Source organism: Stenotrophomonas sp. C3(2023), assembly GCF_032911385.1.
Classification (GTDB): Bacteria; Pseudomonadota; Gammaproteobacteria; order Xanthomonadales; family Xanthomonadaceae; genus Stenotrophomonas.
On sequence record NZ_JAWJLO010000001.1, the window covers coordinates 3083319 to 3095705 of the forward strand.

At 65.7% G+C, this 12387-nt stretch carries 8 protein-coding genes; 3 read left to right on the forward strand and 5 right to left on the reverse strand.

Translation table 11 applies throughout. The features are described from left to right. Positions 1-72: 72 nt before the first annotated feature. Both RZA67_RS13720 and ubiE read right to left on the reverse strand, forming a co-directional pair. The gene (locus RZA67_RS13720) at positions 73-2001 is read right to left on the reverse strand and encodes a M1 family metallopeptidase (RefSeq protein WP_317213281.1); all 1929 of its coding nucleotides are present in this window, start codon (positions 1999-2001) and stop codon (positions 73-75) included. A 302-nt stretch (positions 2002-2303) separates the two neighbouring features. Next, on the reverse strand, positions 2304-3065 hold the full coding sequence (ubiE, locus tag RZA67_RS13725) for a bifunctional demethylmenaquinone methyltransferase/2-methoxy-6-polyprenyl-1,4-benzoquinol methylase UbiE (protein ID WP_317213282.1): 762 nt from the start codon (positions 3063-3065) through the stop codon (positions 2304-2306). A gap of 78 nt (positions 3066-3143) precedes the next feature. On the opposite strand from ubiE, the gene RZA67_RS13730 reads away from it, so the two are divergent. The 3 genes from RZA67_RS13730 (at position 3144) to RZA67_RS13740 (ending at position 6409) form a co-directional block, all read left to right on the forward strand. Next, positions 3144-3596 (forward strand): nucleoside deaminase, encoded by a 453-nt coding sequence (locus RZA67_RS13730; RefSeq protein WP_317213283.1) that lies wholly within the window; start codon positions 3144-3146, stop codon positions 3594-3596. Positions 3597-3983: 387 nt separating this feature from the next. After that, positions 3984-5822: an RICIN domain-containing protein gene (locus tag RZA67_RS13735; RefSeq protein ID WP_317213284.1), complete on the forward strand. Its 1839-nt coding sequence runs from the start codon at positions 3984-3986 to the stop codon at positions 5820-5822. 251 nt (positions 5823-6073) lie between these two features. After that, positions 6074-6409 carry a hypothetical protein gene (locus RZA67_RS13740; RefSeq protein WP_317213285.1) on the forward strand — a complete coding sequence of 112 codons (336 nt, stop codon included), beginning with the start codon at positions 6074-6076 and terminating at the stop codon, positions 6407-6409. A gap of 98 nt (positions 6410-6507) precedes the next feature. Here RZA67_RS13740 and RZA67_RS13745 read toward each other — a convergent pair whose 3' ends face one another. The 3 genes from RZA67_RS13745 to smeD form a co-directional block, all read right to left on the reverse strand. Then, the gene (locus RZA67_RS13745) at positions 6508-7893 is read right to left on the reverse strand and encodes an efflux transporter outer membrane subunit (protein WP_317213286.1); all 1386 of its coding nucleotides are present in this window, start codon (positions 7891-7893) and stop codon (positions 6508-6510) included. Between the two features lie 101 nt (positions 7894-7994). After that, positions 7995-11126, reverse strand: a complete 3132-nt coding sequence (gene smeE / locus RZA67_RS13750; RefSeq protein WP_317213287.1) for a multidrug efflux RND transporter permease subunit SmeE — start codon at positions 11124-11126, stop codon at positions 7995-7997. Between the two features lie 12 nt (positions 11127-11138). After that, positions 11139-12338, reverse strand: coding sequence for a multidrug efflux RND transporter periplasmic adaptor subunit SmeD (smeD, locus tag RZA67_RS13755; RefSeq protein ID WP_317213288.1), 1200 nt, complete (start codon positions 12336-12338; stop codon positions 11139-11141). Positions 12339-12387 lie beyond the last annotated feature (49 nt).

Below are 12387 nucleotides of genomic sequence, written 5' to 3' on the forward strand. Positions count from 1 at the left end.
CACGGTCGGCTCCGCGCAGCGCGGTGGATGCGCTGCGACCTGTACGAAGCGCAGCCGACCGCAGGGTCGGCCTTACCTGTTTTCGGCCCTGGACAGCATGTCCTGCACCGAACCGGTGGTGATCGGGTGATACCCCGGCTTGGCCTTTTCGAACGCTGCCTTGGCAAACGCCAGACCTTCAGGTGACTTCACCAGCTCAGCGTAGATCGGCATGATCAGCTTGCGGCGACCCACCCGCTCGATGAACTCGCCTGCGGCCGGGGTGGCCTGCGCATACCCACTGCGGATCGCCAGCGGATACCAGCGCATCGCGATCTCGCCGTTGGCCGTGCCGGTGAAGTGGAACGCCTTGTCCAGCGCTTCCAGCTTGTCCAGCGGCTGGGTAGCGCCAAGCCCGTCGATGAAGCGCACCCACTCCTGCGTGCTCCAGTCTGCGGTGACCTGCGACGTCGGCACGTTGCCGGTGCCTTCCCACGCGATGCGGGCGCTGTCGACGTTGCTGAAGTTGCGCGACTGCGCCCGGGTGGCGAACGCCGGGATGCCCGGCTCTTCCAACCAGGCATGCAGCTCGGCATCGCTCACCTTGCCCGGATGTTTGTCCAGCAGGTTCTGCTTGAGGTACTCAACGAACTGGTCGGTGTTGGCGCTCTGGAACGCATGGTCATCGAACCAGCCGCGCAGGAACGGATCGAACACCTCGCGACCAAAGCGCTGCTCCAGGAACTCGAGGAACCAGGAGCCCTTCACGTAGGCCACCTGGCTGAGGGCTTCGTCCGGGTCGCGCTCGTTCAGCGGCGGCAGTGCCAGTGCCTGGTCGGCCGGGCTCATGTCCTTCACTTCCGCCAGCAGGTCGGTCTGGTCGATCTGGCGCTCCATCTCGGCCATTTCGCTGCCATACAGCGCCTCGGTGATGCGACCCTGCACGTAAGTGGTGAAGCCTTCGTTGAGCCAGATGTCCTTCCAGCTGGCATTGGTCACCAGATTGCCCGACCAGCTGTGCGCCAGCTCGTGCGCCACCAGCGAAACCAGCGACTTGTCGCCGACGATCACCGTCGGCGTGGCGAAGGTCAGGCGCGGGTTTTCCATGCCACCGAAGGGGAACGACGGCGGCAGAACCAGCATGTCATAGCGGCCCCAACGGTATTCACCGTAGAGCTTCTCGGCGGCGCCGATCATCTTCTCGGTGTCTTCGAACTCCTTGGCGGCCTTGCCAACCATGGCCGGCTCGGCCCAGACACCGGAACGGCCGGAGATCGGCTCGAAGACCAGATCACCGGCGGCGATGGCCAGCAGGTAGGACGGAATCGGCTGCGGCATCCTGAAGACATAGTCGCCGTCACGCGCGGCCTTCGGATCGTTGTCGGCGCTCATCAGCACCATCACGTCCGGACGGCTGGTGACATGTGCGCTGTAAGTGAAGCGAACGCTTGGCGTGTCCTGCAGCGGCACCCAGGAGCGGGCGTGGATCGCCTGCGACTGGCTGAACATGAAAGGCAGCTTCTTGCCTTCGGTCATCGACGGCGCCAGCCACTGCAGACCCGACGCCGTTGGCGCGGTGTGGTAGGTCACCTCCACCTTCGCCGGCTGGTCCGGGGTTTCGATGGTCAGCTTGCTGCCGAACACCGCATCTGCCGGGGCCAGCGCGAACTGCAGCGGGCTGCGCGCGCCGTCGGCAGCCAGTGCTTCGACCTTGGCGATGCTGAGCTCGCGGGTATCGAGTACCAGCTGCCGGGCGTCCTTAACCTTCCACTGCAATGTGTAGGTCGCCGTGCCGCCGATCTGCTTCTGGTCAAAATCCAGCTTCAGGTCCAGCGCGATGTCCTGGATGGCCACCTTGTCCGGCTCGGCGTAGGAGCTTTCGTCATGGCTTCGGTTCACGGCATTCACCGGGGCAGCGGGCGACTGCTGGGCAGCCGGGGCGGCGGCCGGCGGGGCGGCCTCCTGGGAGCAGCCGGCAGCCAGAGCGACGGCCAGCGGAAGGAGCAGGAACGGAGAGCGCATGGATCGGAACCGTTTCGGGGATCAAACCGCAATGATAGCGCTCCCGGCGGAGCCTCGCTGACAGAGGTCGGACGCCTCTGTCGTGATCTGCCGAACGTCTCCCGGATGCGCGCAGGGCTGCATGGAAACGCTGCGCGATGACGGCCAGCCGGGCCAGCACCAGCCCGTGCCGCACGGCTCACGCGTCGGCGTCGGCGTCGGCGTCGGCGTCGGCGTCGGCGTCCAGCACAGGGCCCATCCGCTTCAGCTGGCCAGCCCGCAGACCCGGCGAGCGGCGCTGCCTTGCGCAGCGCCGCGACACGTCAGAGCTTGTAACCGGAGTGAATCGAGACGATGCCGCCAGTCAGGTTCTTGTAGTGGCAGCGCTCGAAACCGGCCTCGCCCATCATCGCCTTGAGCGCTTCCTGCGGCGGATGCTTGCGGATGCTCTCGGCCAGATAGGTATAGCTGCCCGAATCGCCAGCAAACAGACGGCCCAGCTTTGGCAGCACCTTGAACGAGTGGAAGTCGTAGATCGGCTTGAACCAGTCGGCCGTGACCTCGGAAAACTCCAGCACGCGGGCCTGACCGCCCACCTTCAGCACGCGATACATCTCCCGCAGGCCGGCATCTTTGTCGGTCACGTTGCGCAGGCCGAAGGCAATGGTGACCAGGTCAAAGCTGTTGTCGGGAAACGGCAGAGCCTCGGCATTGCACTGCACATAGTCCAGCCCCGCCACCAGTCCCCGGTTGGTGAGCCGGTCGCGCCCCACCGACAGCATGCCAGCGTTGATGTCACCCAGCACCACCGAGCCCTCGGCGCCAACCCGCTCGCTGAGCAGCGCAGCGATATCGCCGGTGCCCCCGGCCAGATCGAGCACGCGGTCACCCGGCTTCACCTGGGCGGTGGCCACGTAATAGCGCTTCCACGCACGGTGTACACCGAGACTCATCAGGTCGTTCATCAGGTCATAGTTGCGCGCGACCGATGTGAACACCTCGCCGACCAGTTTCTGCTTGTCCTTGGCGGCGACGTCGCGGAAGCCGAAGTGGGTGGTGCCGGACTTGTAGGGGGATTCGCTCATGACCCGATTATCGCACTGCCGGCCGCCAACGCCACCCCCTGCGCCGTATCATGCAGGGCCACTGTTGAAGGAATGACCATGATCGCCACCCCGGACTACCAGGCCCTGCTGCAGACCGCCATCGCCGAGGCCCGCCAGGGGCTGGCCGAGGGCGGTGTGCCGATCGGTGCCGCTCTGTACCACAACGATGGACGTCTGCTGGGCTGCGGGCATAACCGCCGCGTGCAGGAAGGTGACCCGTCGGTACACGGCGAAACCGATGCCTTCCGCAAGGCCGGCCGCCAGCGCGGCTACCGCAACACCATCATGGTCACCACGCTGGCCCCCTGCTGGTACTGCTCCGGTCTGGTGCGCCAGTTCAACATCGGCACTGTGGTGGTGGGCGAATCGCGCACCTTCCAGGGCGGTATCGACTGGCTGCGCGAATCCGGCGTGAATGTCATCGACCTGGACAACCAGGAATGCGTGGACCTGCTGGGCAACTTCATCGAACGCCATCCGGAGATCTGGGACGAGGACATCGGCGAGTAAGCCACCGTCATCCTTGTCAGGCGCTGTGCTGCACGTGGCAAGGGCGCATCGTGGCCACTTGTCGTGTTTACCACGTGGGGAACCGTGCAGCAGCGATCAGGGCCCGACACGTCGGGTCAGGTTGCGCCACACTCCTGCGCAATCACCAGCGTCGAGCGTGACTTAGGTTCAACCCGACAACCGGACGAGTCGACATCTGATTGAGTGCTTCCTCCTTGTTCGGCAAAGGGAATACTCATGTTCGGCAAAGTTGAAACCGCCGGCGGTACGGTATGTCGCCAGACTCCGCACGCGGTTCAGTGTCTGCTCCCGCTGTTGCTGCTTGCCCTGCCCATCGCGTTGCACGCTGGCCCGCCAACGGCCACCACCGGAACGCCAGCAGGGTCCATGCAGCTGCCAGAGTCCCGCACCGCGATTCGATGGGTGACCGAAAGCGAGCTGCAGCAACCCACGGTGGCGGCCGAAGTGGAACAGGTGCTGGCTGACGGCGGGCCGGTGGCGATCATCCGCACCGCCAGTGACCCGGATGGCTCCGGCCGCCTCGCTTTGCAGCGCCGCTTCGGCCTGGCAACCGATGCCGCCGTGCTCGCCTACGTCAAACCGCGCGGCAAGCCGCTGGTGGCGCTCGCGCTCGCTGAGCTGCCTGAAGAGCCCGACGGCATGCGTGAAGCGCTGGACCAGTTCGGCAGACTGGTCGCTTCCCATGCCACTCCGGACAGCGGAAGTCAGTCGGGAGTGAGCAGCAGCAAGGATCCCGACGACGTGGCCATGCTGCCTCGGCTGCAGTTCACCACGGTCACCTACGACTACCGCACGCGAGGTCACGTGACGCTGAATTCGGAGATCGTGCGTGACGTGCAGCAGCAGGGCTCGCGCCTGCTGCTGGTGCTGCACAGCAGCCACAGCATGCAGCCGCTGTACTACGGCGTGCAGCCCAACGGCGGCATCGTCATTCCGCACACCTACTACACCGGCCACCTGGTCGCACCGGTCGACAATGGCGGCAACCTGCTGCGGGCGACGCTGGTCGACCGCTACCCCCTCTCCGACGGGCGTACCGACATCGAGTTCAACAGGACGATCACCACCGAGACCACCTTTGGCGTCGGGGTCTCGCGTGAGACAGGAAGCGCCATCCATACCAGCACCGGCACCACGGCAAGTTCGAAACTGGCAGGGTCTTTCGACTTCGCCCGGACCAATTCGATCAGCCGCCACGTCGGCTACTCGATCAAGGACTACAGCGTCGCCTCATCAGCCAGGATCGAGGAGCTTTATCTCTATCTGCCCGCTCCTCGTCCTGGACGGAACAACTGGCTGACCTCCGCCGTGGAATGGAGTCACCAGCTGGCGCCAGCCATCGACCACAACAAGCACTACTTCCGCACCAACGGGCCCAACAGCCCGCACTCAGGAGAGCTGATGACACCCAACATGTCGCAGCTGAATGTAGAGGTTACGTCGACCTGGGAGTTGCCCGAGCTCTCGCCCGGGGGCTCGCTGGAGGTCGTCGCCGGTGGCCGCATCAAGTTCCTGTTCAACCCGCGCCATCGCAACGCCGCCCAACAGCGCACGTTCCTGCAACGCCATGAAGGTCCCCAGGCCTGGGCGTCCTGGTCCCTTTCCATGGACTCCCCTTTTCTCACCCGGTTTCCCACCGTTCGTCTGCGCTCCCGGTACGGCGACGGCCACTGCCTGTTCGACAACGATGGCAGCGTGACCCTTGAAGAGTGCCCCGTCCTTGACGAGAGGAACCTGATCGAACTGGAAGCAAGTGCGGATCAGTGGATACTGGACTCCGCCTCGCGTTACGTGAACCGTGCCACTGGGCGGTGTCTGACCTGGGACACCGCGCAGGCGGCGGGCCGGCCCGATATCGTCACCCGCGCATGTACCACCAGCAACGCACAGCGTTGGGTGTGGGCAGCCGATCGCATCCATAACCTCTACAACGACGGCAGCCGCTTCGGCGTGCTGCATGTCCGTCGCGACGGCCACCCGGGTGCCCAGCTGCAGCTGCCCGGGCCGGCGTCGATTCCCCTCAACCCGCACCATGTGCTGCTCAATCCCTGGTCCTCCTATCCGGCCGCACCAACCGCCGGCGACTTCATTCCGACCATCAGCGGCGTCGCGCCGAAAGTGCCGGACAGCTATCTGGCCTTGCCCGCAATTCCTGCCACCCAGCGCTGGGAGCCCGTGTTGATCCGGCAGGCAGCCGGCCAATAGCGATGGACTGCACAATCCCGCCTCGGCGCGAAACGCTTTTTGTGAACCGTTAACCGGCCGGAAACCGCTGCCCTGCAGCGGTTTCCGGCCTAACAGTAGTTCCAGCCGAACGCGCTCGCCACGTAACACTCACACCGCGCAGACACAATCTCCCGCTGCAACGGCGACACTGATCGAGAAGCAAGGGGCTTACGCGATAAGCGTGGTCTCCCCCACCTTCCCACTCCACCCGATGCCAGGATCGCCAAGTCATGCGTGCAGAGCTCTCTCCCATTCCGCCGGTCATCAACGTCGAGGCTGAAGTCGCCTACTGGCGTGAGCAACACGCCAACGGCGCGCTGGGTCCGGGTTCGTTCGGGCACTATGTGCCATGGATCAAGTTTGCCTGCGACCTGCTGCTTTCGCAGCCGCACGCCAGCGATGCGCAGCGGGAGGAAATGTTCCAGACCCACTACGCACTGCAGATCATGCCGCGGCTGAGCGAAGCGCAGGCACGCCAGTTCATCCAGCAGTGCTGGAACCAGCTGTACAGCAGCAGCACGGCCCGTTGCGCTCCGCCGCCGCAGCTGCGCGCCGTACCGGCCTGATCAACCAGACCAGCAGGCCGACGCCACGGTCGGCGCTGCGCAGTGGCGGTACCGCGAGCTGTCAGAACATGCCGCGCGGGGATCGGCTCCAGCGCGCCTCAGCGCTCGCTCCATCCGCCGCCCAGCACCTTGTAAAGCGCGATGCGATTGGCCTGCTGGCTGAGGCCGTTCTGCAGCACGCCCTGCTGCGCAGCATAGGTGGTCCGTCGTGCGTCAAGCAGGGTCACAAAGCTGTCCAGCCCGGCATCGTAGCGGGCCTGCGACAACCGCTCGGCCAGACGTGCCGCCTTCAGCAAGGCCTGCTGGGACTGCAGCTGAGCATCCAGACTGCTGCTCAGCGCCAGTGCGTCGGCCACTTCACGGAAACCGTTCTGGATCGCTTTCTCGTACTCGGCCAGGGCAATGTCACGGTCGGCCTCGGCCACAGCCAGGTTGGCGCGCAGCTTGCCACCCTGGAAAATGGGCAGGGTCACCGTGGGCAGGAAACTCCACACCCGGGTGCCTGCATCGAACAGGCTGGACAGTTCGGTCGAGCTGCTGCCCAAGCTGCCGGTCAGTGAAATGCTGGGGAAAAATGCCGCCCGCGCCGCGCCGATATTCGCATTGCCTGCCCGCAGCGTGTGCTCGGCAGCCATGATGTCCGGCCGTTGCAGCAGCACGTCGCTGGGCAGGTCGCTCGGCGGCGGTGCCAGCGCGAGAAGATCCACACTGTCATCGCCCTCGGGCAACAAGGCGTCGGCGAGCTGGCCGCCGGCCAGCAGCGCCAGTGCATTGCGGTCCTGTTCCACCTGACCACGCAGACGCGCCACATCGCCACGCGCGGTCTCCACCAGCGTGCGCGTCTGGGCAAGCTCCAGTGCGGAGCTGCCGCCGCGCTCGTAGCGTGCCTGCGCCAGCCGCAGTGAATCCTCGTGGGCGGCCAGCGTCGCTTCGGAAACCCGCAACAGCTGACGATCCGTGCCCAGGGTGAGCCACGTCGTCGCCGTTTCCGCCACCAGGCTCAACTGCGCGTTGCGCCGGTTGGCCGCCACGGCGAAATACTGCTGCAGCGCCGCCTCGCTGAGGTTGCGCACCCGCCCGAACAGGTCCAGCTCGAAGCCGGTCACCCCCAGACCGGCGGTGAACTGCTCGCTGACAGCGACGTCGCCGCCACGCCGTTCCATGCTGCCTTGAACCGCCAGTGCTGGCACCCGGTCGGCGCGCTGCACGCGGTACTGGGCGCGCGCGCGTTCTACATTGAGCACGGCCACGCGCAGGTCGCGGTTGTTGTCCAGCGCCTGGGCAATGACCTGCTGCAGGCGCGGGTCGGTGAAAAAGGTGCGCCAGCCCAGATCGGCAGCATCTGCTACGAGGGTCTGACCCTGTGCAGCTGGCCACTGCGCGGGGATGCCGGGTGCAACGTCGGTGGCATTCGGGGCCAGCGTGGTGCAGCCGGAAAGGGCCAGCGCCGCGCTGATGGCAACAACAACGGAGGAAAGTTTCATCGCAGGGGATCCATTGGGCCGGAGCGTGTCCGGCAGGTCGTCGCGGCCCGACACGCAGCGGCCGGCCAGGGCCGACCGCCGCGTCACAGGCCATCCAGAGGTCAGCGCGGGTCAGACCGCAGACGGCGGTTGAACAGGCGCTGCACCACCACGAAGAACAGCGGGATGAAGAACACGCCCAACAGCGTGCCCACCACCATGCCGCCCAGCACGCCGGTACCGATCGCCCGCTGGGCACCGGAGCCTGCGCCTGAGGCGATCGCCAGCGGCAGCACACCCAGACCGAAGGCCAGCGAAGTCATGATGATCGGGCGCAACCGGTCACGCACGGCGTGCAGGGTTGCTTCGATAAGATCCGCGCCCTTCTCCAGATTTTCCTTCGCGAACTCCACGATCAGGATCGCGTTCTTGCTGGTCAGACCTACCGTGGTCAACATCGCCACCTGGAAGTAGATGTCGCGCTCCATGCCACGCATGGTGTTGGCCAGCACCGCACCGAGAATGCCGAGCGGGGCCACCAGCAGGACCGAGGTCGGTACGCTCCAGCTCTCGTACAGGGCTGCAAGACACAGGAACACGATCAGCAACGACAGCGAGTACAGCAGCGGGGTCTGGGAACCGGCCTGGCGCTCCTGGTAGGACAAGGCCGTCCATTCGATCTCGAAACCGGCTGGCAGTTCCTTGGCGATGCGCTCGATCTCGTTCATCGCATCCCCGGAGGACACGCCGGTGGCAGGCTCCCCCTGGATCTCCATCGCCGACACGCCGTTGTAGCGTTCCAGCCGCGGCGAGCCGTAGTCCCAGCGGGTACTGGCAAAGGCACTGAAGGGCACCATCTCGCCGGCCGCATTCTTCACCGACCACTGCAGGAAGTTGTCCGGGTTCATCCGGAATGGCGCGTCCGACTGCACGTACACGCGCTTGACCCTGCCCCGGTCGATGAAATCATCGACATAGCTGCTGCCCCACGCGGTGGCCAGCGTGCTGTTGACCGAGGCGATGCTCAGCCCGAGAGCACTGGCTTTTTCAACGTCGACATCGATGCGCAGCTGTGGCGTATCTTCCTGCCCGTTCGGACGTACATTGGCCAGCAGGTTGCTCTGCCCTGCCCCGCCCAGCAACTGGTTGCGGGCAGCCAGCAACGCTTCATGGCCCTGGCCGCTGGTGTCCTTCAGGAAGAAGGTGTAGCCCGAGCCGATGCCCAGCTCCGGCATCGCCGGCGGCGGGAAGGCGAAGATGAAAGCATCCTTGATACCACCGAGCGCGCCCATCGCGCGGCCGGTAATCGCATCCACGCTCTGCTCGGCATCGCGGTCCTTCCAGTCCTTGAGTTTGACGAAGGCCATGCCCGCGTTCTGGCCCATGCCGGCAAAGCTGAAACCCTGGACCGCGAAGATCGACTCGATGGCCTCGCTCTCGTTCTGCAGGAAGTGATCCTCCAGCTTGCTCATCGCTTCGAGCGTGCGCTCCTGGGTGGCGCCGACCGGCGTCTGCACGAGGGCCATCAGGATGCCCTGGTCTTCGTTGGGCAGGAACGAGCTGGGCAGGCGCATGAACAGCAGCCCCATCACCAGGGCCAGCGCAGCGAACACCGCCATGAAGCGTCCCGGTCGGGCGAGGATGCCCTTGACGCCGCGCTGGTAGGTCGCGCTGGAGCGGTCGAAACCGCGGTTGAACCCACCGAAGAAGCGACCCGCCCAGCCCTTGTGCGTGACGTGATGCTCGCCCTTCTTCAGCGGCTTGAGCATGGTGGCGCACAGTGCCGGGGTCAGCACGATGGCCACCAGCACCGACAAGGCCATCGCCGAGACGATCGTCGCCGAGAACTGTCGGTAGATGATGCCGGTGGAGCCGGCCATGAAGGCCATCGGCACGAACACCGCCGACAGCACCAGGCCGATGCCCACCAATGCGCCGGTGATCTGGTTCATCGACTTGCGCGTGGCTTCCAGCGGCGAGAGCCCCTCTTCGGCCATGATGCGCTCGACGTTCTCCACCACCACGATGGCGTCGTCCACCAGCAGGCCGATGGCCAGCACCATGGCGAACATGGTCAGCATGTTGACCGAGAAGCCAAGCACCGCCAGCACGCCGAACGTGCCCAGCAGCACCACCGGCACCGCGATGGTCGGGATCAGGGTGGCGCGGAAGTTCTGCAGGAACAGGTACATCACCACGAACACCAGCACGATCGCCTCGATCAGGGTCTTGATGACGCCCTTGATCGAGACCTGCACGAACGGCGTGGTGTCATACGGCACCACCGTTTCCAGACCGGCCGGGAAGCTGGCCTTGAGGTCTTCAAGCGCGTCGCGGACGCCGTTGGCCGTGTCCAACGCGTTGGCACCCGTTGCCAGAGTGATCGCGATACCGGTGGACGGCTTGCCGTTGTAGCGGGTTACGAAGTCGTAGCTTTCCGCACCCAGCTCGACCCGGGCCACATCGCCCAGGCGCAGCTGACTGCCATCGCTGCCACCGCGGATGAGAATGTTGCGGAACTGGTCGGGCGTCTGCAGGCGCTCCTGCGCATTGATCGTGGCGTTGAGCTGCTGGCCTTTGACCGACGGCGCGCCGCCGAGCTGGCCAATGGCTACCTGGGCGTTCTGGGCGGTGATGGCCGCGGTGACTTCCTCGACCGACAGCTTGTAGGTATGCAGCTTGTTCGGGTCCAGCCAGATGCGCATGGCGTACTTGCCGCCGAACACCTGGATGTTGCCGACACCCGGCACGCGGCTGAGCGTGTCCACGACGTTGGAGCCGACGTAATCGGCAATGTCGTTCTCATCCATGCTGCCGTCGTTGGAGACAAAGCCCAGCACCTGCAGGAAGCCGCTGCTGCTCTTGGCGACATTGATGCCCTGCCGCTGCACTTCCTGCGGCAGCAGCGGCATGGCCAGCTGCAGCTTGTTCTGCACCTGCACCTGGGCGATGTCCGGGTTGGTGCCGGCCGCAAAGGTGAGGGTGATGGTGGCCATGCCGTTGGCCGAACTGTTGGACGAGAAGTAGATCAGGCCATCCAGGCCTTTCATGTTCTGCTCGATGATCTGGGTCACCGAGTCCTCGACCACCTTGGCCGACGCACCCGGGTAGGTGGCACTGATCTCGACCGCGGGCGGAGCCACTTCCGGATACATGGAGATGGGCAGCTTGGTCACGGCGAGTGCGCCGGCCAGCATGATGATGATCGCGATCACCCACGCAAAGATGGGGCGATCAATGAAGAAACGTGCCATGGAGATCTCCGCTTACTGCGCGCTGGCGTTGGCGTTGGTTTCAGCCGGCGCGTCGGCGGCCGGCGCCGGCGTGGCAGCAGTGTCGGCGCCCTTCTCGGTGGCCTCCACCGGCATGCCCGGGCCGATCTTCTGCAGACCTTCGACGATCACCCTGTCGCCGACCTGCAGGCCATCCTCGACCAGCCACGTGTCGCCCAGCGCACGGCTGACCTTGACCGGTCGGACCTCGACCTTGCCGTCCTTGCCGACCACCATGGCGGTGGTATCGCCCTTGGCGTCGCGGGCGATGCCCTGCATGGGCACCAGCAGCGCACTGCTGCGCACACCGCCGCCGACCACCGCGCGCACGTACATGCCCGGCATCAGCGTGCCGTCCGGGTTGGCCACCTTGACCCGCAGCGCATAGCTGCCGGTTGCCGGGTCCACGCTTACTTCCGAGAACTCCAGCGTGCCCTGCTCACCGAACGTGCTGCCGTCTTCGAGAAGGATGCTCACCGGCAGGCTCTGCTGGTTGTCCTGCAGGCGGCCGCTGGCCAGCTCGCGGCGCAGCTGCAGCAGCTCGGCCGAGGACTGGGTCAGGTCAACGTAGATCGGGTCCAGCTGCTGCACCGTGGCCAGCGCCTCGGTCTGCCCGGTCCCTACCAGCGCGCCCTGGGTAACCGAGGACTTGCCTATACGGCCGCTGATCGGCGCGGTGATGCGCGCGTAACCCAGGGTCACGTTGGCCGCATCGAGCGCCGCACGTGCGGCGCCGACGTCGGCCTCGGCCTGTTTCTGCGCGGCGACGGCGTTTTCCAGGTCCTGCTGGCTGACCGCGTCGACCTTGGCCAGCTCGCTGATGCGGCGCGCGCTCAGCCGCGCAGCGTTGGCGGTGGCTTCGGCCCGCGCCAGCTGGGCGCGGGCACTGTTGGCCTGGGCGCGGTAGCTGGCGTCTTCGATCTGGTACAGCGGCTGCCCTTGCTGGACCATGCTGCCCTCGGTGAACAGGCGCTTGGCGACGATGCCGTTGACCTGCGGCCGGACCTCGGCGATCAGATAGGCCGAGGTACGACCCGGAAGCTCGCGGGTAAGCGCAACGCTTTGCGCCTTCATCGTGACCACGGTCACCTGGCCAGGGCCCTGCTGCGGCGGCTCAGCGTCGCCGCCACAGGCGGCCACGGTTGCAGCAATCGCCAGCGTCAAGGCAAGGGGTCGAATACGGGACAGGAACATGGGGGCTCTCGGTGAGGGAGGACAGACGCGGCCTGGCGCGCTGCGCTGT